Below are 23,587 nucleotides of genomic sequence, written 5' to 3' on the forward strand. Positions count from 1 at the left end.
ATAAACAACAGACGCACGGGCTGTGCGTCATTGATGGTGAACTGTTCATCCAGAACTGCCGATGAGTTATAGGCTACACCTAATAAAACGAAAGAGACAGAAAAAAATTATATTGATTTTTTATGCTTGTTTTTTGATATAAAATTCATTTATCTATTAAGGGCAAAGATCGGCAATGAGAGGTGCCAACGGATCGCACCCAAGCGAATGATTAGCGTTGCGCTGATGCAAGAGAGTAGCGCCACCGATGAGGAGTACCCTAAATAGAGCGCCAGCGTATGAAAAAGTCCACCGATAATGCATGCGGTCGCGTAGACTTCACTGCGCAGTACCATCGGAATTTCTCGCGCTAACATATCACGAATAATACCGCCACCACAGCCTGTCAATACCCCCATGATAATGGCAACAAAGGAAGAGTCTTGGTAAGCCAATGACTTATCGACGCCAATACCCACAAAAACCGCAAGTCCGATCGCATCACATACTGGTAAAATCCACCAAGCGATACGTTTTGGTTTGCGGACAATCAGCATGGTTAGCACACTGGTGATGAGAATGTCCCAAAGGTATGTGGTGTTGCGAATCCAGAACACGGGAGTGGCGCCAAGAGCAATATCACGCATGGTCCCGCCACCGATCGCCGTAACGCCGGCAAGCACAATCACACCAAATGGATCCATGCGCAGACGACCAGCCAACAAGACTCCTGAAATGGCAAAGACTGCGGTGCCAAATAAATCGATCAAATACAGTAGTGACGTGTCCACGCGTGATGACTCTCAATATAAATAAGGATAAATAAAAGAGGAGGAATTGTAAGGGATTTAGGACTGTCCTCGCTAGTTTTTTCTTGCCTGTGCGAGAGAGTCACACACTTGGCGCACGGCGTTGAGTGTGCGTGGCGTTGCTCGGTTGAGCCAATCAGCATTGAGAGCCCATACATGCTGATGTTGAAAGGCCGGCAGTTCCTCATGCCAACGTTTCCATACCTGCATACTGTTCGCGTTGGTTGAGAACATCGCGGTAGGCTGCGCCAAAAGTACTTGTTCGACACTGACCTGGGGGTAAGGGCTCGGACTATTGGCAAACACATTCACGCCACCGCATAAAGCAAACACTTCACTGGGCCAACTGCCGCGAGCCATGGTGATCAGCGGCTTAGCGCTAATTTGGTAAAAATACCGCACAGGGGATGCATGTTGATAAAGGCGCTTAAGGCTGTTTAATTGGGCCATGAAGGCGCGTGCTTTCTTCTGACCTTGCTCTGGATGAGTTGCATAGTGGCTTAACTCACGAATATGAGTGGCGATGTCATCTAAATGACGAATCGAGGCGGGATAAATAGTATATCCCATTTGTTTGAGCATGCTGAGCGATTTAGGTGGGTTGCCTTCCGGCCAACTGATGATTAAATCCGGTTGGAGCGCGACAATGCGATCCACATTGATACCTTTAAAATTGGCCACGCGTTCAATCTGTTTGGCTGCGGGTGGGTAGTCACTGGACTGACTGACACCTACCAATTGCGCGCCAAGCCCAGCGGCAAAGGCAAGTTCGGTCGCATGAGGTGATAAACTGATGACGCGCTGCACAGGACTGGCACCAACGGAGCTGGACATCGCACACAGCAGCATACCCAACGCGAGCGAACCACGGCAACGGGACCAGTTATATCCCATGAAGCACCGCTGCGGTAATCAGGCTTTGTAGCATTATCCAAGCGCAGGTTCGCCATGCCAATAAGGATTGTAACTGGGATAAGTGGATGGCTGCTGGTGCAATTCGACCGCCAATTTTACTGCGCAACGTTTTTTGTGTTCCATAAATGGCTGGCCCGCCTAAGGCCAATTCTAACTTATTACCAATAATGCACAGTAGCCAAGCCGGTCCCGGCAATGGCCAGCTCTTCGTTTGTTGGGCTGCGCGTGACCAAATGTGGCGCATGTTGCTACCAATGAGGATTAACAGACTGAATAAGCGCATTGGAATAAAATCTAATACGGCGACCACGCGAATAATCGGCAGACCAAATGGCGCGTATTGTTGGCGGCTGGGCGACCATGCGCGCGCCAACTCAGCCAGCAATCGGTAGGTAAAGGCGCCAATGCCCCCTAATACTCCGTACCAGAACAAGACGCCAATGACGTTACGACCAAAGCCCATAATCAAGGTTTCTGCACTGGCTTTGCCTAATCCGAGAGCCGATAAGGTCTTGGTCTCTCGATTGACGTAAGGCGCGAGGCTTTGACGTGCTTGTTGTTTATCAAGTGCCGATAGGGATTCGATCAATCTTTTGGATAAACTTTCTTGCGTGCGCCAATCTAATGCCAGTAATAGTAAGGCCATTTCAAACAGCACAGGCTGCCAGACCAGAGTTTTGATGGAATAGAGAACTGCAATGGTGGGAATGATCATAAGTAGCCAAGCCAAAGTTCCATTTAGATAGGCTTGTTTGTAGTGCTCTTGGTTATTGACTTTACTTGCGAGTAATTCAGCAAACTGATGCCACAGAGTGACTGGATGAGCGGTATGCGGAATGGGAATTAACAGGTGAAAGAACAGCGCTCCCCACAATGCGAGGAGCGATCCATTAGCGTAGACAAGATGAAGAAAAGCTTCCATGCGCGGGTCTATTTATTTCATTAATTCAAGCATTTTGAAGACCATGTCTGATGAGCTTTGCGCAGCCAGAGGCAAAAATTCATCAAATGACATTGGCGATTCTTTGTTGGCAACGTCCGAGATTGCTCGCACTACAACAAAAGGTACACCACACTGGTGACAGGTTTGAGCTATGGCTGAGGCTTCCATTTCTACCGCAATCGCGTTAGGGAAATGTTGACGAATATAATCTTGTTGATCTTGACGGCAAACAAAGGCATCACCAGTACAGATCAGGCCGCGTACTGCGTGTTTGCCTTCGCTTTGTTGAATGGCTTGATCGGCAATGCTCATGAGTTTTTCATCGGCGTAATAAGCGGCAGGTTGACCAGCCATTTGGCCGATTTCATAGCCAAACGCGGTCACGTCAGCATCGTGATGGCGCACTTCACTGGAGATGACCACATCGCCCATGGTTAATGAGGCATCAAACCCACCGGCTGATCCCGTATTAATGATGACATCCGGTTGGTATTCGTTGATGAGAATCGCAGTGCCAACAGCCGCAGAGACTTTACCAATACCTGATTGCAGTAGAACCACGTCTTGACCGTTAATCTGGCCTGAATAATAAGTGCCGCCTGCTTTGCTGACTTCAGTCACGTCTTGCATTGCGTTTTTCAAAATGGCGACTTCTTGTTCCATCGCACCAATGATGCCAATCTTCATGAGGAATCTCTTTTCATTAATAGGGAAAACAGCGCTCAGTTTATCATGACCTGACGCTGCTAATCGAGACTAGGGCGTCTCTAATAGTCCAGCTTGTGCCAACTTTGTTCTGAGCTGTTCGACTCGACCGCGATTACGTCCTAGATCTGGGTAAGTATCGCGGGTTTCTGAACGCACGATGAGCTGATAATCGTCCAACTTTAATTCTAGATCATCAATCGCATTAAAGAAGGATGACGTACATTCAATGCGCAGATAATCGGTATTTGAGTCGGCGACATGCGTATTGGGCAGTGACAAAACGACCCGTTGTATGTGTTTCATCGTGACGCCAGGGCGCAGTAGAAAGGGGGCAAGATAATGGGGATCTCTGGGATCAATCGTCGATACACAGCTAACGGCTTGTGAGTCACACAGTAAATCGGTGCGATCTTGCTCCGGCTCGCTCCCTCGACTGCACGCGACCAACAAAAAAGGCAGGATGAGAGCGATAATTTTAGAGAATTGAACGGTGCTGGGTAGACAGTTTTGTGACATTGATAGCGCCAAATTATGGATCATGATTGAAATTATAGACTTAGATATAAAAAAAGGATCCATATTGCTATGAATCCTTATTTCTTCGTCTGTTGGGTATGGAATGAGGTTACACCTCTAGGTAATCCATAATACCATCAGCAGCTTTGCGACCTTCATCAATTGCGGTCACGACCAGATCCGATCCGCGTACAATATCACCTCCAGCAAAAATTTTCTCGTTGCTCGTCTGATATTTAAAGGTTTGATCTACAGGCGCTTTAATACAGCCACGAGAATCGACCTCAACGCCATACGGTTCTAACCACGCCATATTATGAGGTTTAAACCCAAAGGCCATAATGACCGCATCGGCATCCAATACATGTTCACTGCCGGGCACTGGCTCTGGGCGACGCCGTCCGGCTTCATCCGCTTCGCCGAGCGCTGTTTTGACGACCTTTACCCCAGTGACTTTGCCTTGAGCATTCACTTCAATGCCTAAAGGTTGTAGGTTGAACATAAACTCAACCCCTTCCTCACGCGCATTTTTGACTTCACGACGTGAGCCCGGCATATTCTCTTCATCACGGCGGTACGCACAGACAACACTGCTGGCGCCTTGGCGAATCGAGGTGCGAACACAGTCCATAGCGGTATCACCGCCACCGAGTACGACGACTTTTTTATCAGCCATATCGATAAACGGTTGTGGATTCTCGAGCTCCATGACGCGATAGGTGTTCGATACCAAGAAGGGCAGTGCATCGTAGACCCCTTCGGCTTCTTCGTTATCCAGGCCAGCACGCATGTATTTATAAGTCCCCACACCTAAAAATACGGCATCAAACTCTTCAATTAAATCTTGCATCGCCACATCTTTGCCCACTTCGGTATTTAAGCGGAACTCGACGCCCATCTCAGTGAAAATACGGCGACGATTTTCCATGACGCCTTTTTCCAATTTAAACGATGGGATCCCAAAGGTGAGTAGGCCACCCACTTCCGGGTAGCGGTCAAATACCACCGGTTTAACACCGTTACGAACTAAGACATCGGCAGCGGCAAGCCCAGCGGGGCCCGCACCAATGACGGCGACTTTCTTATCTGTCCATGTGACGTGTGACATGTCTGGTTTCCAGCCCATCTCAAACGCTTTATCGGTAATGTATTTTTCCACATTACCGATGGTGACCGCACCAAAATCATCATTGAGAGTACAAGAGCCTTCACACAAACGATCTTGTGGACATACTCGGCCGCAGACTTCAGGCAAGCTGTTGGTTTGATGCGATAGCTCAACGGCTTCTAGAATGCGCCCCTCATTGGCGAGCTTTAGCCACTGAGGAATGTAGTTATGAACTGGACATTTCCATTCACAGTAAGGGTTACCACAATCCAGACAGCGATCTGACTGGGCTTCCGCTTGTTGCTTAGTAAAGGGTTCGTAGATTTCTACAAAGTCAATCTTACGAACCTCAATCGGCTTTTTCGCCGGGTCAACGCGATTGACGTCGATAAATTGATATACATTCTGGCTCATAATTTGGTTCCTTCCAATTACTGTGCTTGAACACGAAGTTCAGCGGCACTACGGCTTTGGTGACCCAATAGCGTTTTCAAATCCGCCGCTTGAGGTTTGATTAAATAGAACTTAGGAATCCATTCGTCAAAATTGGCAAGAATGGTTTGCGCGTGCACCGATCCTGTGTGTTCTAGATGTTCGGCGATCAAACCTCGTAAGTGTTCCTGATGAATGTATAAATCTTCTAGAGAAATGGCTTCTGCTGACTCTTGGTTTACTCGCCCAGCAAATTCATTATCATGGTCAAGCACATAGGCGAACCCGCCGGTCATGCCCGCGCCAAAGTTGACGCCAGTACGTCCAAGAATGGCGACAACACCGCCAGTCATGTACTCACAGGCGTTGTCTCCCGCGCCTTCAATCACTGCGATGGTTCCTGAGTTACGCACCCCAAACCGTTCACCAGCTTTACCTGCTGCAAACAGTTTTCCACCCGTGGCACCGTAGAGACAGGTGTTACCGATGATCGTGGCTTCATTACACGCAAACGCCGTACCTTGATGCGGTTTAATGACCAGCTTACCGCCCGCCATACCTTTACCGACATAATCGTTGGCATCGCCTGTTAGTATGAGTTCGACGCCACCTGCGTTCCATACTCCGAAAGATTGACCTGCCGTGCCTTCCAATAGGACACGAATAGGTGAGGCGGCCAAACCTTGGTTACCATAACGACGGGCGATTTCGCCTGAAAGTTGCGCGCCTACTGAGCGATCAGTGTTAATCACACTGTAGTACAATTCGGTCGACTCTTTACGCTCGACAAAAGGCAGCGCCTCTTTGACCAAACGCTCGTTAAACTCGCCACTATCAAAAGGCGTGTTTGCTTCGGTGCAAAATAGCGGTAACCCTTCAGGAGAGACAGGCGCTTCTAAAATATTGGATAAATCTAAGTGGCTCTGTTTGGCCGTGATCCCTTGGACCGTCTCTAGTAAGTCGGTGCGTCCGATAAGATCGGTCAGTTTTTCTACCCCAAGTTGTGACAGATAGCCGCGCACTTCTTCAGCCAGTCCCGAGAAGTAGTTCATCACCATTTCGGGTAAGCCTTTAAAGAATTGCTTACGCAGGGTTTCATCTTGCGTTGCGACCCCGGTTGCACAGTTATTGAGGTGACAAATACGTAGGAATTTACAGCCCATCGCAACCATTGGTGCGGTGCCAAACCCAAAACTTTCTGCGCCGAGAATCGCGCCTTTAATCACATCTAACCCGGTTTTTAACCCCCCGTCCACTTGCAAGCGAATTTTATGGCGTAATCCATTTGCCACTAAGGCTTGCTGCGTTTCAGCTAAGCCTAGCTCCCAAGGACATCCCGCGTATTTTACCGAGGTTAATGGGCTGGCGGCAGTGCCGCCATCGTAGCCAGAGATGGTGATCAAATCGGCATAAGCCTTGGCAACACCCGTTGCAATCGTTCCGACTCCCGGCTCTGAGACAAGCTTGACTGAGACTAACGCTTGCGGGTTCACTTGTTTCAAATCGAATATCAGCTGAGCTAAATCTTCAATCGAATAGATATCGTGATGGGGAGGTGGCGAAATCAGCGTAACGCCCTGTACTGAATGACGTAATTTGGCAATTTCTGCCGTTACCTTGTGCCCTGGTAACTGACCCCCTTCACCCGGTTTTGCGCCTTGAGCCACTTTAATTTGAATGACATCTGCATTAGTAAGGTAATGCGGAGTGACGCCGAAACGACCTGACGCGACTTGTTTAATGCGAGAGTTACGCTCGGTACCGAAGCGGCGAGGATCTTCACCCCCTTCGCCTGAGTTAGAGAAGCCGCCCAAGCGGTTCATGGCGGTGGCGAGAGCTTCGTGGGCTTCAGGGCTAAGCGCGCCAATCGACATGGCGGCAGAGTCGAAACGTTTAAACAGATCCGTGGCCGGTTCGACCTTTTCTAGTGGCGTAGTCTGCTCTGGCTGTTTTAACTTCATTAAATCACGCAACATCGCGATCGGGCGTTGGTTAACGTTTTCCGCGTAAGTTTTGTAATCTTTTGCGTCGCCAGATTTCACCGCGCTTTGCAGTGTTTGCACAACGTCGGGATTATAGGCGTGGTATTCACCGCCATGGACGTATTTTAATAGGCCACCGTGTTCAATCGGTTTACGCTTAGTCCATGCTTTACGTGATAAATTCAAGAGATCTTGTTGGAAATCAGCAAAGCCCGCGCCTTCAATGCGGCTCATCACGCCTTTAAAGCACAGTTCCACTAACTCAGAGCTTAACCCGACCGCTTCAAATAACTGGGAACAACGGTAAGAGGCTACTGTAGAGATACCCATTTTCGACATGATCTTGTACAGACCTTTGTTGATGCCATATTGATAGTTTTGCATCACAGTTCGATAATCTTTATCAATCGCGCCGTCGTCAATGAGCTTACCTAATGTTTCATAGGCGAGATAAGGGTAAATGGCTGTCGCGCCAAAACCAATTAATACGGCAAATTGGTGTGGGTCACGGATCGCGCCACTTTCCACAATGATATTGGCATCGCAGCGTAATTGCGTGGAAATCAAGCGGGTTTGAATCGCCCCAACCGCCATCGCCGCAGGAATAGGCAGTTTGCCTTTCTCAAGGTGACGGTCAGACAAGACGAGAAGCACGCAGCCGTCACGTACCAGTTGTTCAGCGTGTTCACATAAATCCACGACCGCTTGTTTTAGATCCGTTTCGTTTGGATCATATTGAATATCGAGAACTTCATGTTTGTAATGTTGGGTATCAAGATTCATCAACTGCTGCATATCGGAATAGAGCAGTACCGGCGAGTCGAATGTGACACGATAGGCATGCCCATCGGTCTCATTGAACACGTTCATCTCTTGGCCAATACAGGTAGCCAATGACATCACATGTTTTTCGCGCAGAGGATCAATCGGTGGGTTGGTCACTTGCGCAAATTTTTGACGGAAATAGTCGGTGATTAAGCGCTCTTTCGAAGACAGTACGGCCATTGGCGTGTCATCACCCATTGAACCGACAGCTTCTTGTCCCATATCCCCCAAGACGCGAAGAACTTGATCCACTTCTTCGTGGCTCATCGCGAACTGTTTTTGATAGGTTTCTAGTTGTGATTCATCCAGTGTCCGACTGCCGACTTTATCATCGGGCAAGGATGAAAAGGGGATTAACGGATAGACGCATTCGTTGAGCCATTCACGGTAAGGATGGCGAACTTTTAAGTCGTTATCGATTTCCCACGATTGCCATAACTTGCCTTCTTGGGTATCAATAACCAGCAACTCGCCAGGCCCGACGCGTCCTTTTTCCGCCACTTCATCCGGCGCATAGTCCCAGATACCGACCTCTGAAGCTAACGTAATGAGCTTATCTTTGGTGATCACATAGCGCGCTGGGCGCAGGCCGTTCCGGTCTAAGTTACACGCGGCATAGCGCCCATCAGAAAGCACTATACCCGCGGGGCCATCCCATGGTTCCATGTGTTTTGAGTTAAAGTCATAGAAAGCGCGCAGGTCATCATCCATATCTGGGTGATGCTGCCAAGCGGGCGGCACAAGCAGACGCATGGCTCGGAAGAGATCCATCCCACCTTGTAATAACAGCTCCAGCATATTATCTAAGCTAGAGGAGTCTGAGCCCGTTTCATTGACAAAGGGCGCTGCGCTTTGTAAATCGGGTAGCAACGGCGATACGAATTTGTAGGCGCGTGCGCGTGCCCATTGACGGTTACCTTGAATGGTATTGATTTCACCATTATGCGCGAGGTAACGGAATGGTTGGGCTAGGGGCCAGCGTGGCTGTGTGTTGGTTGAGAAGCGTTGGTGGAATAAACAGATAGACGCTTCCATCCGTAGATCGGCCAAATCGAGATAAAAGCGGGGCAAATCCGCAGGCATACATAGGCCTTTATAGATGATGACCTGAGTGGACAGCGAGCAGATATAAAAATCATCATCTTGGGTGATTTGTTTTTCGATACGACGGCGAGCAATGTACAAGCGGCGTTCGATGTCGCGCTCTTGCCAACCGGCAGGGGCGGATACAAATACTTGCTGGATATTCGGCAACGAAGACGTTGCTATAGGGCCAAGTACGTTAGCATTGGTCGGCACATCGCGCCAACCGACAACTTTCATGGTTTCTTGCTCTAGCTCTTTATTGATAATATCGCGTGCGAACTGAGCTTTGGTGGGATCTTGACTGAAAAAAATCATACCCACAGCGTACTGCTTACCGAGTTTCCACTGATTCTCTTCTGCGATAAGACGCATGTACGAATCCGGTTTTTGCAGTAATAGGCCGCAGCCGTCACCGGTTTTGCCATCAGAGGCGATGCCTCCGCGGTGAGTCATTCGATCGAGTGCAGAGATGGCCGTGCGAACAAGTTTATGGCTTGGTTGGCCTTCCATGTGCGCAATTAAGCCGAATCCGCAGTTATCTCTTTCAAAGCTTGGATCATAAAGAGCCATTGCAATTCTCCCTTCTTGCCGTCTATGTCTTCCAGACAATAAATGACTATATATTCTTATAAGTTGTAATTTTATGAGTTTTTATTGTGAAAAAATGACTAAAAAATTAACTGGTCAAATAAAATAAACGCATACTGAAACGACAAATTATAGCTTATTGCACGAAAGGTCAAGCAGATGCTATGAAATCTCGGTTTCACTATTTTTTCTTGCTGAGTAATAAAATAATTAATATAAAATCAATTACTTAATGGATCTATTCGTAGAGGGTTGTTACATAAAAGTAACGAATATATAGGAGGGGAAAAGAGGGTGTGCTAGGCGAATGTCTTTTCAAATAAATCATTTTCCAATGAATGTTTTGTCTGTCTCTCTATATTGTGGTCTTTTATTCTGGGTTTGTTCATTATGTTAGTGATTTTTATCAAATGTCGGCATGACTTTGCTGTTAGGCGATTATAACCTACTGACTATAGGGTGTTATTCATTGATAAAGTGACAGGTTATGCAAATTTATTGGAGATGGCAGGACACGCGTTATTTGTATCTCGTCAGTAGAGTGACACCAGATTGAGAGGAAGCGGATGGGCTTCCTCATCGTACCATTTTTACCCGGTATTACTGCGCTTCTTCGGTAATAGGGCGTATCGCTCTGGCAGGATTACCTACCGCCACGTGGTAGGCGGGAACATCTCTCGTGACGACGCTACCTGCTCCAATGACCGCTCCTTCGCCGATGGTGACGCCAGGTAACACGATGGTTCCTCCACCAATCCAGACATTGGAACCGATAGTAATGGGTTCTGCCCAGCCAATGTGCTGGTTGCGAGTACTGGCATCCATGGGATGATGGGCGGTATAAAATTGAACATTCGGTGCAATAAACACATTGTCGCCAATCGTCACTGGTGCGCAATCGAGTAAGGTAAAGTTAAAGTTGATAAACACATTGCTGCCAATGGTGGTGTTAATACCATAATCGACGTTTAGACGCTTTTCTACGTGAACGTTGTCACCCATCTGACCAAATATATCCTTGAGTAAACGTTGTTGGTTTACCAAGTCTTCACGATGCAATTCATTAAATTCAGCGGCGCGAGTACGAGTGGTGTTACGGATACGAATAAGCTCCGCATCGTTGATGGGATAATGTTTGCCTGCCAGCATGTCGTCAAATGCACTCATAGTGGGATGATTCTCTATAAAAAGGAGGAATTATTCGCGCCAGTATACAAGCTGTACACGTGATAAACAGCGAGCTATCTCTATGTTTTAAGTGATTAAAATACTCGAAAAAATCAGCGATGGGACAGTCTAATGATGGTAAAAACGTACGTCTCAGCTTATGCTAAGGGAAATCGGTTTTCCTGTGATGCCTATCCAGACGATGTGTATTGAAACACGGTACACTGCCCCTAATTCATTCCTGTGGAGTTATGAATGAAACCCATAAAAAACTTAGCACAATACTATGTTGATCTTCTGGTCAAACTCGGCATTTTACGTTTCTCCATTTTGCTTGCTTTAGCATTGGTGGCTCTTGCCGTTGTAGTTCAAGTGGGCATTACTCTGGCATTGAAGGGCAGCGTCGATAATATCGATATTGTTCGCTCGGTTTTTTTTGGTCTCTTAATTACGCCATGGGCGGTCTATTTTTTGTCTGTTGTGGTCGACCAACTGGAGGAATCAAGACAGCGTTTAGCGAAACTGGTTTCAAAACTGAAGGATATGCGCTCACGAGATCAAGTCCTCAATCAAAAACTCCAACAGAACATTGTGAAGTTAAATCAAGAAATTGAGGAGCGAATTAAGGCCGAAGAAGCTCGTGAGATGGCGATGCTTGATTTAGAAAATGAGGTGCGTCAGCGCGAGAAAACCCAGTTGGATCTCGCGGAAAGTACAGCGCTCTTACGCTCATTCATCGATACCTCGCCTGACCTCATTTATTATCGCAATGCACAGGGGGTTTTTTCCGGTTGCAACCGAGCCATGCAAGAACTGACCGGACGAAAAGAAAGCGAATTGGTCGGGCTCACTCCATGGGATGTCTATAGCGAAGAAATTGCCAAACCGATTGTCGAAACTGATCAAGAAGTATTTAACAATGATCGCGCCGTGACTTATGAGCAATGGATGGAATATCCAGATGGTTCGAAGAACTATTTTGAGCTGCGTAAAGTGCCTTTTTACAGCAAAGAGGGGGATCACCTTGGGTTGGTAGGGTTTGGCCGTGATATCACTGAACGTAAGCATTATGAAGAATCGTTGGAGAAGGCGAGCCGAGATAAAACAACGTTTATCTCGACCATTAGCCATGAACTGCGCACACCACTGAATGGTATCGTTGGACTCAGTCGCATTCTGTTAGATACATCGCTGACGGACGAACAACGCAAATATATGCAAACCATCAACGTCAGTGCGATCACGCTCGGGAATATTTTTAACGACATTATCGATATGGATAAGTTTGATCGTCGTAAATTGGAGTTGTTACCCGCACCTTTAGATTTTGAAGAATTTGTCGTTGAGCTAGAAAGCTTATCGGGATTGATGGCGGAACAAAAAGGGCTACGCTTCGATTTAGACCGATTAACCTCCCTGCCCAAATTCATCGAAGTTGATGCGACCCGCTTGCGTCAGGTGTTGTGGAACGTCATCAGTAATGCCATGAAATTCACCAAAGAAGGTGGGGTGGTTATGACCGTCAGTGCCGAAGAGCATGACGGCTATGCTGATATCGTCATGGAAGTCGAAGACACGGGCATTGGGATACCCGAATCTGAAATCGATAATATCTTTACCATGTACTATCAAGTGAAATCTGGCAAAGATAATTTGCATGCCGTCGGAACCGGGATTGGGTTATCAGTATCACGCCAATTAATGAATTTGATGGATGGAGATATTCATGTCAGCAGTGAAGAAGGCTTCGGTAGTACGTTCACCATCAATGTACATGTGCCGTTAGCGGAAGATCTGAGACAGACACAAGTGATGACGGAATCAGCGACACGATCATTGAATATCTTTATGGTAGAAGATATTGAATTGAATGTGACGGTGGCACAATCGTTGTTGGAAAGCATGGGACATCAAGTGACCGTGGCGATGACTGGCAAACAAGCCCTTACCGAGTTTTCTCCTGAGTTATATGATTTGGTTTTCCTCGATATTCAATTGCCGGATATGACGGGGTTTGATATTGCTCATCACTGGCGAGAGCAATATCGCCAACTGCCACCGCTGGTGGCTTTGACGGCAAATGTACTGAAAAACAAAGATGAATATATCAAGCAAGGCATGGATGATGCGATCAGCAAGCCTTTGTCCGTGAGTGCAGTGTATAATGTGCTAAAACGTATTGCCGGGCCGTTAGAGGCACTACCGGAAGATGAGCCGGACGAATCAGAAGAGCAACCTAAAATGGTGGATAACGAAATTTCACAAAGGCTTCTTGATACAGATATGTTAGAGTCCTATATCGGTATTGTAGGGGTGCAACCGATACTTGATAGTATTGAATTATTTGAAGAAATGATGCCTTCTTATTTGAAAGTGTTGGATTCGAATATGGTTGCCAAAGATCAGGACAATATTGTCTCTGAAGCCCATAAAATTAAAGGTGCTGCAGGTTCGATAGGCTTAAAACATATCCAACGTGTTGCTCAGCAAGCCCAATCACCAGAAAGTCCCGTTTGGTGGCAGAATATTCGTGATTGGGTTGATGAAATCAAGAACGAATATCAATACGATATTGAAATACTTAAACAGTGGTTAGGGCAAAGGAAATAATATGAAGACATGGGTCGCAATAGTTTTAGCATTCGCGCTGTCGGCGTGTTCTTTTTCACCACAAGTGGATTGGAAGCAGGGTAGCTTAGCGGAGTTAGCAAAGATTGATACTCAACTGAAAAGTAATTTGTGGACCGATCAAATGCCGAAAATGGCCAAAGATACGGTGACTAAAAACTTAAATGGCACATTGACGTTAGAAACCTCTGGAAGCTTGCCCGCTGATCTAACGGTGAAAAGAATCGTCTTCAAACAAGGGGATTCGACTTGGAGTATCGATGGTGACACGGTGGAACTGCGTACTCAAAGTGAAAATGTCTGGGAAGCCGTTTTTGAAAGTGGCATTGAACTGAATTTGGATCAGCCAGTGTCGATTGCTCTCGCGCTTGATGACGATGGCAAAGAAGTCTGGCTCGTTGAGCATCATGTCGGTATCGATAAAGTTTATTAAGATGACATCACTCACCGCTTGATATAAAAAAACCCGTCGAATGACGGGTTTTTTGATGAATTAAGCCATCAGCTTAGTACTCTAAATCACCACAAAAGCGGTAACCTTCACCATGAATGGTGGCGATGATTTCAGGCGTACCCGCGACAGACTCAAAATGTTTGCGAATACGTCGAATAGTGACATCGACGGTACGATCGTGAGGCTTGAGATCGCGACCTGTCATTTTTTTCAATAAGTCTGCTCGTGTTTGGATCTTACCGGGATTTTCACAGAAGTGTAAAAGCGCACGGAATTCAGAGCGCGGTAGCTTGTAGCTTTCGCCGTTAGGATTGAATAATGAGCGACTATTAATATCCAATATCCAACCATTGAATTCATACTTTTCAACACTGTGTGCTTCTTCTTGCGCTTCACCGGCGTTCATCGAACGGTTCAACAAATTACGTGCACGAATGGTTAATTCACGCGGATTGAACGGTTTGGTGATGTAATCATCAGCGCCGATTTCTAAACCAAGTATTTTATCAACTTCATTATCACGACCGGTCAAGAACATGAGCGCGACATTGGCTTGTTCTCTTAATTCACGAGCGAGCAAAAGTCCATTCTTTCCTGGTAAGTTAATATCCATAATGACCAAGTTAATAGGATGTTCTGACAGCAAGGTATGCATGTCTTCACCGTTACTTGCCTCAAAAACAGTGTATCCCTCTGCTTCGAAAATACTCTTAAGAGTGTTACGAGTCACTTGCTCATCTTCAACAATAAGAATCTGCGGGGTTTGCATTAGCGGTACCTAAAATTGTGAATAAACTGTGCTGATAGAACGCTAGCTGAAACAATATACTACATCATAGTGAGTGAAACGTTGCCCGATAACAAGAGCTGGAAACGATATAATACATGTCATATGTGCTCATAGAAGTTTGGTCATATGAGTTTGGCTATCAGTCTTTTAGAGCGATTCTATATTGTTAACAGCATGCTAACAACGACCAAATGTTAATTCTCAATGCTTTGTTGATTTACATCAAGAGATGTAAGCTAATCGTTATGAATCGCATTTCATTGATGTAATCGAGTTGTTATCAAACGTGGTGTTCCTTTGCCTTACTTGTCTGATAAGCCATTGATTGCGTAGATATTAGAGGATGAGTAATTATTATTTTTTGATAATAATGCGATAACTAGACAGATTTTTTTTCATATAGTGAGAATAGAACAGTTTTTCATCATGTACTTCATAGGGGAAGCCGTTATGATGGATGTGACGACCTTGTTAATGATGATTCTATTGTTATCGCAGTCGACAAGTTTTTACCAAAAAATTAAGTCGGAATTAAATATAACATTATGTTTTTATTAAAAATAACCTTTTATCGTCAATCACGTTATGGGGTTATTGGTTGATGTTTCCTGTCCGCCTGACAGGCTGGCATTTTTAAAATATGACAATAATTGAACTCAAGGAGGAAGAATGAGCGACATTACACCAGATATCAGTGATTACTATGGTGATACCGTAAGCGTTCTGGAGCTACCATTGCAGAATTATGGACAACGTTTTGCCTTTTGGGGGCAAATTGTGACGGTTGAGTGTTATCACGATAATTCGAAAGTTCGAGACATGCTTAATCAAAATGGTAAAGGTAAGGTGTTGGTAGTGGATGGCCATGGCTCGTGCCAGCGAGCGCTAATTGGTGATCAAATGGCACTTAAAGCGATGGAAAATGATTGGGAAGGTATTGTCATTTTTGGCGCTGTTCGCGATGTTGTGACTCTTTCACAGATGGATATTGGTATTCAAGCTTTGGGTACTTGCCCTGTGAGAAGCGAGAAGTTAGATGCGGGCATTGTCAATCAAAAACTGGCGATGAACGGGCAAACCGTTTTTCCTGGTGATTATCTGTATGCCGATTGGAACGGCATGTTAATTTCAAAAACTGAGTTAGATCTTTCCGTTTTGTAATGATAGAGAGGCATTCCGGCTTGGTCGGTTTGCGTGGCTGTTAATGGTGTTGTTAGATTACTTAATCACGACTAAAGCCATTTTTTGCATAGGTTAATCACTATCTCGTATTTATATTCATTCCTATACAAAAATATCAGAATGCCTCTACCTGCGATTACGCTCAGAAAAAAAAGTATTTTTTCGTTGACTTCAACTAGAAAAATACGGTAAACGTAGTAAATAGCAAACACGAACACAAAGACCAGAATAATTATGTTATCTCTCAACGCAGCCGTAATGACCACCACCATTATTATTACCAACTCATACTATGTTGGGGCAGGCTGCTGAGCGAAAGATTTTTAAAAAAGGCCTGTATCCCAACGATACAGGCCTTTTTTTATCACTATTTTTAGATTCTTGGAGGAAGGGATGCGAGTATTAAAGTTTGGAGGGTCATCATTGGCAGATGCGGATCGTTTTTTAAGAGCGGCCGATATCGTTGCTAATAATGCGAAGCAGGAAGAGGTCGCCGTTGTCCTCTCAGCGCCGGGTAAAACCACCAATACATTAGTGGCCATCATTGAGCATGCCATGCGATATGGAGAGGCCGAGCGACAAATAGAGCAATTAGAAACCAACTTAATTACCCTATTTAATGATATAAAAGCGGTACTGCCCAGTGTGGAGCGCGAGGGGTTTGACAAGCAACTGCTGTTATCGATGTCACGCTTACGCGATTTTGTACAAGGCATCAGCTTGCTGAGTATGTGTCCAGATAACGTGAATGCGCGCATTATCAGTATTGGTGAACGTGTTTCAGTGCAGTTGATGAAAGCCATTTTGCATACCAAAGGCCAAGACTCTTACTTGATCGACCCGGTCGAGTACTTAGTGGCCAAAGGCCCATACCTTGAAGCGCTTGTTGATGTGGATGCGTCAACGCAGCGCTTTAACGCCTCGCCAATCCCTCGTCAGCATGTCGGCATCATGCCCGGATTTACCGCAGGGAATGAACATGGGGAATTGGTTTGTCTGGGGCGCAACGGCTCCGATTACTCTGCGGCTATTTTAGCCGCGTGTCTACGTGCCGATTGTTGTGAAATTTGGACGGACGTCGATGGGGTGTATAACTGTGATCCTCGTTTAGTGCCTGATGCACGCTTGCTCAAGTCTCTTAGCTATCAAGAAGCGATGGAGTTATCTTACTTTGGTGCCTCTGTTATGCATCCAAAGACGATTGCGCCTATCGCTCAATTCCAAATTCCATGTCTGATTAAAAACAGTTTTAACCCTCAAGGCGTAGGAACGCTGATTGGTCAAGATACTGGTGAAGATAACCTCGCTATCAAAGGTATCACGACGTTAGATAATCTCACTATGGTGAATGTCTCAGGTCCGGGAATGAAAGGCATGGTGGGAATGGCTGGCCGTATATTCGGTACCATGTCCTCTCACGGGGTCTCGATTGTACTCATTACTCAATCGTCTTCAGAATATAGCATCAGTTTCTGTATTGCGGCAGACTATAAAGAACAAGCTCAACTGGCGTTAACCGATGAGTTTGAGTTAGAACTGAAAGACGGATTGCTTGAACCGGTTGAGTTTGTGGATGATGTTGCGATCATCAGTTTAGTGGGGGACGGGATGCGCACATCCTGTGGTGTTGCCTCTCAATTCTTTACCTCATTGGCCGAAGTGCATGTCAATATTGTGGCGATCGCACAAGGCTCTTCTGAGCGAGCCATTTCGGCGGTTATCCCCGAGAATAAAATTTCTGAAGCCATCAAAACGTGCCACGAAAATTTCTTCAATGCTAAGCACTACCTTGATGTTTTCGTGGTCGGTGTCGGCGGTGTTGGCGGTGAGCTGGTGGATCAAATTCAACGTCAACAAGAAAAATTGGCGCAAAAAGACACCATCATTCGTGTATGCGGATTGGCAAACAGTAAAGGTGTGGTGTTGGATAGTGCCGGACTGCCGTTGGATAACTGGCGTGAACGCTTAAACAATGTGACTGAACCGTTTAGTTTGGAACGTTTAACCGCTTTGGTTGAACGTAACCATATAATTAACCCCGTATTGGTTGATTGTACCTCGAGTGAACTCATTGCGGATCAATACGTGGATTTTCTTGCTGCAGGTTTTCATGTCGTCACCCCGAATAAAAAGGCCAACACCGCCAGCATGCAGTACTACCATCAATTACGTGAAACGGCGCTAAAATCACGTCGTAAGCTCATGTATGAAACGACGGTAGGTGCGGGTCTTCCTGTCATTGAAAATTTGCAGAACTTAATTGCGGCGGGAGATGAGTTAGAGCAATTTAATGGCATCCTTTCTGGATCTTTGTCTTTCATTTTCGGTAAGTTAGATGAAGGTTATACCCTGAGTCAAGCAACGGTGCTGGCAAAAGAAAAAGGCTTTACCGAGCCGGATCCTCGCGATGATTTATCGGGTATGGACGTGGCGCGTAAGCTTTTAATTTTAGCAAGAGAAGCGGGCTTGTCATTAGAGCTTGATGATGTGGAAGTGCAGCAAGCGTTGCCGCCGGGTTTTGATGATTCCGGGGATGTTGACGCGTTTATGGCGCGCTTGCCACAAGCGGATGCCTACTTTTCTGACCTCTGTGAAAAAGCACGCGCTGAAGGGAAAGTATTGCGTTACATTGGCGAAATTGCCGATAAAAAATGTCATGTCCGTATCGCTGTCGTTGATGAGAATGATCCGATGTATAAAGTGAAGGAAGGCGAAAACGCACTGGCTTTCTATAGCCGCTATTACCAACCCATTCCATTAGTATTACGCGGTTATGGCGCAGGGACTGAAGTGACCGCTGCTGGCGTGTTCTCTGATGTGATGCGTACGTTAGGTTGGAAGTTAGGAGTCTAAGACGATGAGCAGGGATGAAGACAGTGTCGTAGTATATGCTCCGGCCTCAATCGGTAATGTGAGTGTGGGTTTTGATGTGTTGGGGGCGGCAGTTTCCCCCATTGACGGGTCGCGTTTAGGGGACCGAGTGCAAGTGACGCTCGGTCAACAAGCATTCAGTCTGGCGTTAGCTGGGCGCTTTATTGATAAACTGCCCAGCGATCCGAAAGACAATATTGTGTATGATTGTTGGACGATTTTTGCGCGGGAGCTCAGTAAAAAAAACAGGGCGTTAAAGCCTGTAGCAATGACGCTCGAGAAAAATATGCCGATTGGTTCGGGGCTAGGATCGAGCGCATGTTCCATCGTCGCGGCGCTTGATGCTTTGAATCGTTTTCATGGACAACCGCTGAATGACACTGAACTATTAGCGTTAATGGGCGAAATGGAAGGCCAAATCTCCGGTGGGGTACATTATGACAATGCCGCACCGTGTTATTTAGGTGGCATTCAATTAATGATCGAAGAAGTGGGAATCATTAGTCAATCCGTCCCTGGGTTTGATGAATGGTATTGGGTTATGGCGTATCCAGGGATTAAAGTCTCCACCGCCGAAGCGCGTTCTATTTTACCAGCGCAATACCGTCGCCAAGACGTGATTGCTCACGGGCGGCATTTAGCTGGGTTTATTCACGCGTGTCATACGGGGCAATCGGAGTTGGCAGCGACGATGATCAACGATGTGGTGGCTGAACCGTATCGTGCTCAATTGCTTCCTGGTTTTGTGGCTGCGCGTCAACACGCGAGTGCATTGGGAGCCTTGGCAACCGGAATTTCTGGCAGTGGCCCAACACTGTTTAGTGTCTGTAAAGAGAAAGAAACCGCTCAGCGTTTAGCCCGCTGGTTAGAAGAACATTACGTACAAAATGCCGAAGGGTTTGTCCATATTTGTCAATTGGATAAACACGGATCTCAAGTGACAGGAAGTAAGCTATGAAGCTGTATAATATAAAAGAGAATGATGAACAGGTATCGTTTGGTCAGGCGGTTCGACAAGGTTTAGGCCGCAATCAAGGATTATTTTTTCCAGCAGAGTTACCGACATTTGATGATATTGAGGGGCTGCTATCAGAATCGTTTGTTGCGCGTAGCGCTCGCATTTTATCGGCCTTGATTGGCGATGAGATCCCTGCAGAAAAAGTCCATGAACTGGTTGGTAACGCCTTTGCTTTTCCTGCGCCGATTCAGTCAGTCAAAGATGGAGTTTATGCGTTAGAGCTTTTCCATGGTCCAACATTAGCATTTAAAGATTTTGGTGGTCGTTTTATGGCTCAATCGTTGGCGACAGTGGCCGATGATGGAAAGATTACCATCTTGACTGCAACGTCAGGTGATACGGGGGCCGCAGTGGCTCATGCCTTTTATGGTATGGATAATATCAATGTCGTGATTTTATATCCGAAAGGTAAAATCAGTCCGTTACAAGAAAAACTATTTTGTACTCTGGGTAAGAATATCCATACGGTAGCGATCAACGATGACTTCGATGCCTGCCAAGCATTAGTGAAACACGCTTTTAATGATGAGGAACTGCGTAAGCAGGTTGGGTTGAATTCCGCAAATTCGATTAATATCAGTCGTCTCATGGCTCAGGTCTGCTATTACTTTGAAGCGGCCGCGCAAATGACCCCTCAAGAGCGCAATAACTTAGTGATCTCGGTACCAAGCGGTAACTTCGGTAACTTGACCGCAGGGTTGATTGCGAAAGCGCTAGGCTTGCCTGTGAAACGATTTATTGCGGCGACCAATGCTAATGATACGGTTCCGCGCTATTTGGAAAGCGGTCATTGGGCTCCTAAACCAACGGTTGCCACCACGTCCAATGCGATGGATGTAAGCCAACCGAATAATTGGCCACGCATTGAAGAGCTTTGCCGTGTTAAAGGATGGCCTTTAGAGCAGTTAGGTAAAGGTGCGGTGGTTGACGATGCCATCGCTGCCGATGCGGTACGTGAACTGCAAGGGCTCGGTTACTTATGTGAGCCTCATGGCGCCATCGCTTATCATGTTTTGGAGCAGCAGCGACAAGCCGATGAAACTGGGTTGTTTTTGTGCACCGCTCATCCCGCGAAGTTTAAAGAAGTCGTTGATGAGATTTTAGAAACGGATATTCCATTACCCCCCGCGCTTGATAAGCACTCAAAAATGGAATTGCTGTCTTTGAATTTTGATAATGATTTTACCAAGCTCAAGCAGCTTTTGATTGACGTGAACGACGCGGGCTGAACGCCGCAATCGTCATAGATATGAAAAGTATAGGTATGAAAAAGCGGTGCATGATGCACCGCTTTTTATATCCAGCAGATGGCGTTACATCGTTTCAGTGAAGGTCCGAGACACAACATCACGTTGCTGCTCTGGAGTCAGTGAATTGAAACGAACGGCATAACCAGAAACACGGATGGTTAATTGTGGGTATTTTTCCGGATGATCAATGGCATCCAGTAACGTCTCACGATGCAATACATTGACGTTAAGGTGCTGACCACCTTCAACCAGTGGTGCGGCTTTGATCGCCACTTCACGACTTTCATAGTGACCAAGATCAGAGAGCGGTAGCACTTGATCCTCTTTGAAGCCTTTTGTCGCTGCAATACAGCGCGCTTCATTCGCTTCCTCATTAATTAACCAAATAGAATTAATAAGTGATGCGTTGTCTGCATGAGTAATCTGAATACCTTGGATCATTCCAACCTCCTAGCCACATGTTGTGGTATTTATTGATGTTCCACTTGATAAATCATCAAGCCTTACTAATAACCCTGATTATAGTATTGATATTGGTCAAAAAACAACACATTTCATTATTCTTTATTGGAATAAAACTAGGGGAATCAACGTGTTACATTGTTTTTTTTGCAAAAGGTAATCCATAAAATGGATAAAAAACGGGGGCTTAACGATGATTTCGTCATAAAAAGCATGAAAAAAAATGACAAAAAGAGCGATGCACCAATGAGGAGCAATGTGTCGTTATAATTCCACATTTCGATGAAAGCAGAGTATGGCGGATGCTATCAGGAAGTAAAGTGATGTACGTGATTGGAATTATATGTGACTATTTTTGTTATTGATTTATAAGAGTATTTTCATTTTTATGTCTTGGGTTAAGCGAATGCCGGTACATCATAAAAAGTTGGCATTGTTTTTTCATAGGTGAACAAGAGACTATCTTGGAGGATCCATTATGACAAAAACTGTAACGACTGCTCGCTCTGTATATATGCCGGTTTATCGTAGGCCGGTCCCGAATCGTCATGTCTCTGGGCAAGGCCATCACCGCAGCCCACAAAGGCCTGTAAAATAACGCGATTGTCTCTATCCATATACAACCTGTTCAAGCCTGCATCTGAGAATAAATCAGTATATAATTCTTGATTGATTCTCAGATGATAGGAGACCTGCATGACCGAGTTATTAACATGGCATGATGTTATTGGCGTAGAAAAGCAACACACGTATTTTCAGAATACCTTGCAATTTGTTACTGCTGAACGCCAAGCGGGCAAAGTGATTTATCCCCCGGAGTCGGAGGTGTTTAACGCCTTTCGTTATACTGAGTTTCATCAAGTCAAGGTCGTGCTACTTGGACAAGATCCCTATCACGGTCCGGATCAGGCACACGGCTTAAGTTTTTCGGTGAGGCCGGGGGTGAAAATCCCGCCATCTTTACGCAATATGTATAAAGAATTGGCCCAAGACATTTCAGGCTTTGTCATCCCTACGCATGGCTATTTAAAAGAGTGGGCCGATCAAGGCGTTTTATTATTAAATACCGTGCTGACCGTTGAGCAGGGCAAGGCACATTCTCATGCGAAAAATACAGGTTGGGAGCGTTTCACCGATGCGGTCATTGAAGCGATAAATCAGCACAGTGAAGGCGTTGTCTTTTTATTGTGGGGCGCCCATGCACAGAAAAAAGGTCGTATGATTGATACCAGCCGACATACCGTTCTGACGGCTGCCCATCCTTCACCACTCTCTGCTTATCGTGGTTTTTTTGGCTGCCAACATTTCTCAAAGACCAATCACATACTCCTTTCTCAAGGTCGCCAACCGATCGATTGGCAGCTCTCTTCGCTCACAAACGAAATGGGTTAAAAATTAGACAGCAATCAAAGCTTATTAGTTTTCTCTTACATACACTGTTAAAAAGGGTAGGTAAGGAGCATGAACATGATGATGGAAAGGATAGGGCGTGAGCACGGTTATATGAAACGCTTGCTGGCGATACTCGATGAGAATGTGCAGGCGTTACAAGCTGAGAAATCAATTAATTATTTATTAATCAAAGAGATCGTTGATTACCTCGCTGGACATTCAGAGCATGTCCACCACCCCAAAGAAGATCTCATGTATCACTATTACAATGAGCACTATGGCACCGATGAACGCTTGGTCAACTTAGCCGAAGAGCATGCTACCTTATCGGTCAAAACGCAGGAATTTTTAGAGACGGTCGATATGGTTTTACAGGATGCGATCGTGCCGCAGGATCGATTTATCGAACTGCTTGAATCGTTTATTGCGATTCAACATCGGCACCTATCGATCGAGGAACTCAATGTACTGCCAAAAATAGA

General features: G+C 45.9%; 17 protein-coding genes, 1 pseudogene and 1 other annotated feature. Of the genes and pseudogenes, 8 read left to right on the forward strand and 10 right to left on the reverse strand.

Annotated features, from left to right (window positions below):
• Nucleotides 1-149: 149 nt before the first annotated feature.
• The 8 genes from EAE30_RS07925 to EAE30_RS07960 all read right to left on the reverse strand — a co-directional run bounded on the left by EAE30_RS07925 (nucleotide 150) and on the right by EAE30_RS07960 (nucleotide 11,058).
• A complete protein-coding gene (locus EAE30_RS07925) occupies nucleotides 150-770 on the reverse strand; it encodes a TRIC cation channel family protein (RefSeq protein ID WP_123015436.1) in 621 nt (206 codons plus the stop codon).
• A 72-nt stretch (nucleotides 771-842) separates the two neighbouring features.
• A complete protein-coding gene (btuF, locus tag EAE30_RS07930; protein WP_241967746.1) occupies nucleotides 843-1,682 on the reverse strand; it encodes a vitamin B12 ABC transporter substrate-binding protein BtuF in 840 nt (279 codons plus the stop codon).
• The gene (locus tag EAE30_RS07935) at nucleotides 1,672-2,625 is read right to left on the reverse strand and encodes a cobalamin biosynthesis family protein (protein ID WP_123015437.1); all 954 of its coding nucleotides are present in this window, start codon (nucleotides 2,623-2,625) and stop codon (nucleotides 1,672-1,674) included. The genes btuF and EAE30_RS07935 overlap by 11 nt, the downstream gene beginning before the upstream one ends.
• A gap of 12 nt (nucleotides 2,626-2,637) precedes the next feature.
• Nucleotides 2,638-3,333, reverse strand: a complete 696-nt coding sequence (mtnN, locus tag EAE30_RS07940; protein ID WP_123015438.1) for a 5'-methylthioadenosine/S-adenosylhomocysteine nucleosidase — start codon at nucleotides 3,331-3,333, stop codon at nucleotides 2,638-2,640.
• A gap of 69 nt (nucleotides 3,334-3,402) precedes the next feature.
• Nucleotides 3,403-3,870: a DUF1499 domain-containing protein gene (locus EAE30_RS07945; protein ID WP_123017303.1), complete on the reverse strand. Its 468-nt coding sequence runs from the start codon at nucleotides 3,868-3,870 to the stop codon at nucleotides 3,403-3,405.
• Nucleotides 3,871-3,979: 109 nt separating this feature from the next.
• A complete protein-coding gene (locus EAE30_RS07950) occupies nucleotides 3,980-5,392 on the reverse strand; it encodes an FAD-dependent oxidoreductase (RefSeq protein ID WP_123015439.1) in 1,413 nt (470 codons plus the stop codon).
• 17 nt (nucleotides 5,393-5,409) lie between these two features.
• Nucleotides 5,410-9,873 carry a glutamate synthase large subunit gene (gltB, locus tag EAE30_RS07955; protein ID WP_123015440.1) on the reverse strand — a complete coding sequence of 1,488 codons (4,464 nt, stop codon included), beginning with the start codon at nucleotides 9,871-9,873 and terminating at the stop codon, nucleotides 5,410-5,412.
• Between the two features lie 618 nt (nucleotides 9,874-10,491).
• On the reverse strand, nucleotides 10,492-11,058 hold the full coding sequence (locus EAE30_RS07960) for a sugar O-acetyltransferase (RefSeq protein ID WP_123015441.1): 567 nt from the start codon (nucleotides 11,056-11,058) through the stop codon (nucleotides 10,492-10,494).
• A gap of 255 nt (nucleotides 11,059-11,313) precedes the next feature.
• Between EAE30_RS07960 and arcB the strand changes: the two genes are divergently transcribed.
• Together arcB and EAE30_RS07970 are read left to right on the forward strand one after the other, a co-directional pair.
• Nucleotides 11,314-13,668, forward strand: coding sequence for an aerobic respiration two-component sensor histidine kinase ArcB (gene arcB / locus EAE30_RS07965; RefSeq protein WP_123015442.1), 2,355 nt, complete (start codon nucleotides 11,314-11,316; stop codon nucleotides 13,666-13,668).
• Between the two features lies 1 nt (nucleotide 13,669).
• A complete protein-coding gene (locus EAE30_RS07970; RefSeq protein WP_123015443.1) occupies nucleotides 13,670-14,119 on the forward strand; it encodes a hypothetical protein in 450 nt (149 codons plus the stop codon).
• Between the two features lie 73 nt (nucleotides 14,120-14,192).
• On the opposite strand, the gene arcA is transcribed toward EAE30_RS07970, so the two are convergent.
• Nucleotides 14,193-14,909, reverse strand: coding sequence for a two-component system response regulator ArcA (gene arcA / locus EAE30_RS07975; protein ID WP_123015444.1), 717 nt, complete (start codon nucleotides 14,907-14,909; stop codon nucleotides 14,193-14,195).
• A gap of 690 nt (nucleotides 14,910-15,599) precedes the next feature.
• Between arcA and EAE30_RS07980 the strand changes: the two genes are divergently transcribed.
• The 4 genes from EAE30_RS07980 (at nucleotide 15,600) to thrC (ending at nucleotide 21,230) form a co-directional block, all read left to right on the forward strand.
• A complete protein-coding gene (locus EAE30_RS07980; RefSeq protein WP_123015445.1) occupies nucleotides 15,600-16,091 on the forward strand; it encodes a putative 4-hydroxy-4-methyl-2-oxoglutarate aldolase in 492 nt (163 codons plus the stop codon).
• A gap of 268 nt (nucleotides 16,092-16,359) precedes the next feature.
• Nucleotides 16,360-16,476: a sequence feature (Thr leader region), on the forward strand.
• Nucleotides 16,477-16,505: 29 nt separating this feature from the next.
• Nucleotides 16,506-18,965: a bifunctional aspartate kinase/homoserine dehydrogenase I gene (thrA, locus tag EAE30_RS07990; protein ID WP_123015447.1), complete on the forward strand. Its 2,460-nt coding sequence runs from the start codon at nucleotides 16,506-16,508 to the stop codon at nucleotides 18,963-18,965.
• Between the two features lie 4 nt (nucleotides 18,966-18,969).
• Nucleotides 18,970-19,941: a homoserine kinase gene (gene thrB, locus EAE30_RS07995; RefSeq protein ID WP_123015448.1), complete on the forward strand. Its 972-nt coding sequence runs from the start codon at nucleotides 18,970-18,972 to the stop codon at nucleotides 19,939-19,941.
• Entirely contained in the window at nucleotides 19,938-21,230 is a 1,293-nt protein-coding gene (gene thrC, locus EAE30_RS08000) for a threonine synthase (RefSeq protein WP_123015449.1), read from the forward strand. Before thrB ends, thrC begins: the two co-directional genes overlap by 4 nt.
• An 84-nt stretch (nucleotides 21,231-21,314) precedes the next feature.
• Here the strand turns inward: thrC and grcA are convergent, their stop codons facing one another.
• A complete protein-coding gene (gene grcA / locus EAE30_RS08005) occupies nucleotides 21,315-21,692 on the reverse strand; it encodes an autonomous glycyl radical cofactor GrcA (RefSeq protein ID WP_123015450.1) in 378 nt (125 codons plus the stop codon).
• A 717-nt stretch (nucleotides 21,693-22,409) separates the two neighbouring features.
• Between grcA and ung the strand changes: the two genes are divergently transcribed.
• Together ung and EAE30_RS08015 are read left to right on the forward strand one after the other, a co-directional pair.
• A complete protein-coding gene (gene ung / locus EAE30_RS08010; RefSeq protein ID WP_123015451.1) occupies nucleotides 22,410-23,105 on the forward strand; it encodes a uracil-DNA glycosylase in 696 nt (231 codons plus the stop codon).
• Nucleotides 23,106-23,180: 75 nt separating this feature from the next.
• Nucleotides 23,181-23,585, forward strand: a pseudogene (locus tag EAE30_RS08015) (hemerythrin domain-containing protein); the annotation flags it as partial.
• Between the last annotated feature and the right edge of the window lie 2 nt (nucleotides 23,586-23,587).

It is taken from the genome of Vibrio zhugei (assembly GCF_003716875.1).
Taxonomy (GTDB): Bacteria; Pseudomonadota; Gammaproteobacteria; order Enterobacterales; family Vibrionaceae; genus Vibrio; species Vibrio zhugei.

Excerpts from the sequence above, each read along its gene's own strand:
- btuF (WP_241967746.1), bottom strand. The coding sequence starts at position 1,682 with ATGGGATATAACTGGTCCCGTTGCCGTGGTTCGCTCGCGTTGGGTATG.
- EAE30_RS07935 (WP_123015437.1), bottom strand. The coding sequence starts at position 2,625 with ATGGAAGCTTTTCTTCATCTTGTCTACGCTAATGGATCGCTCCTCGCA.
- mtnN (WP_123015438.1), bottom strand. The coding sequence starts at position 3,333 with ATGAAGATTGGCATCATTGGTGCGATGGAACAAGAAGTCGCCATTTTG.
- EAE30_RS07945 (WP_123017303.1), bottom strand. The coding sequence starts at position 3,870 with ATGTCACAAAACTGTCTACCCAGCACCGTTCAATTCTCTAAAATTATC.
- EAE30_RS07950 (WP_123015439.1), bottom strand. The coding sequence starts at position 5,392 with ATGAGCCAGAATGTATATCAATTTATCGACGTCAATCGCGTTGACCCG.
- gltB (WP_123015440.1), bottom strand. The coding sequence starts at position 9,873 with ATGGCTCTTTATGATCCAAGCTTTGAAAGAGATAACTGCGGATTCGGC.
- EAE30_RS07960 (WP_123015441.1), bottom strand. The coding sequence starts at position 11,058 with ATGAGTGCATTTGACGACATGCTGGCAGGCAAACATTATCCCATCAAC.
- arcB (WP_123015442.1), top strand. The coding sequence starts at position 11,314 with ATGAAACCCATAAAAAACTTAGCACAATACTATGTTGATCTTCTGGTC.
- EAE30_RS07970 (WP_123015443.1), top strand. The coding sequence starts at position 13,670 with ATGAAGACATGGGTCGCAATAGTTTTAGCATTCGCGCTGTCGGCGTGT.
- arcA (WP_123015444.1), bottom strand. The coding sequence starts at position 14,909 with ATGCAAACCCCGCAGATTCTTATTGTTGAAGATGAGCAAGTGACTCGT.
- EAE30_RS07980 (WP_123015445.1), top strand. The coding sequence starts at position 15,600 with ATGAGCGACATTACACCAGATATCAGTGATTACTATGGTGATACCGTA.
- thrA (WP_123015447.1), top strand. The coding sequence starts at position 16,506 with ATGCGAGTATTAAAGTTTGGAGGGTCATCATTGGCAGATGCGGATCGT.
- thrB (WP_123015448.1), top strand. The coding sequence starts at position 18,970 with ATGAGCAGGGATGAAGACAGTGTCGTAGTATATGCTCCGGCCTCAATC.
- thrC (WP_123015449.1), top strand. The coding sequence starts at position 19,938 with ATGAAGCTGTATAATATAAAAGAGAATGATGAACAGGTATCGTTTGGT.
- grcA (WP_123015450.1), bottom strand. The coding sequence starts at position 21,692 with ATGATCCAAGGTATTCAGATTACTCATGCAGACAACGCATCACTTATT.
- ung (WP_123015451.1), top strand. The coding sequence starts at position 22,410 with ATGACCGAGTTATTAACATGGCATGATGTTATTGGCGTAGAAAAGCAA.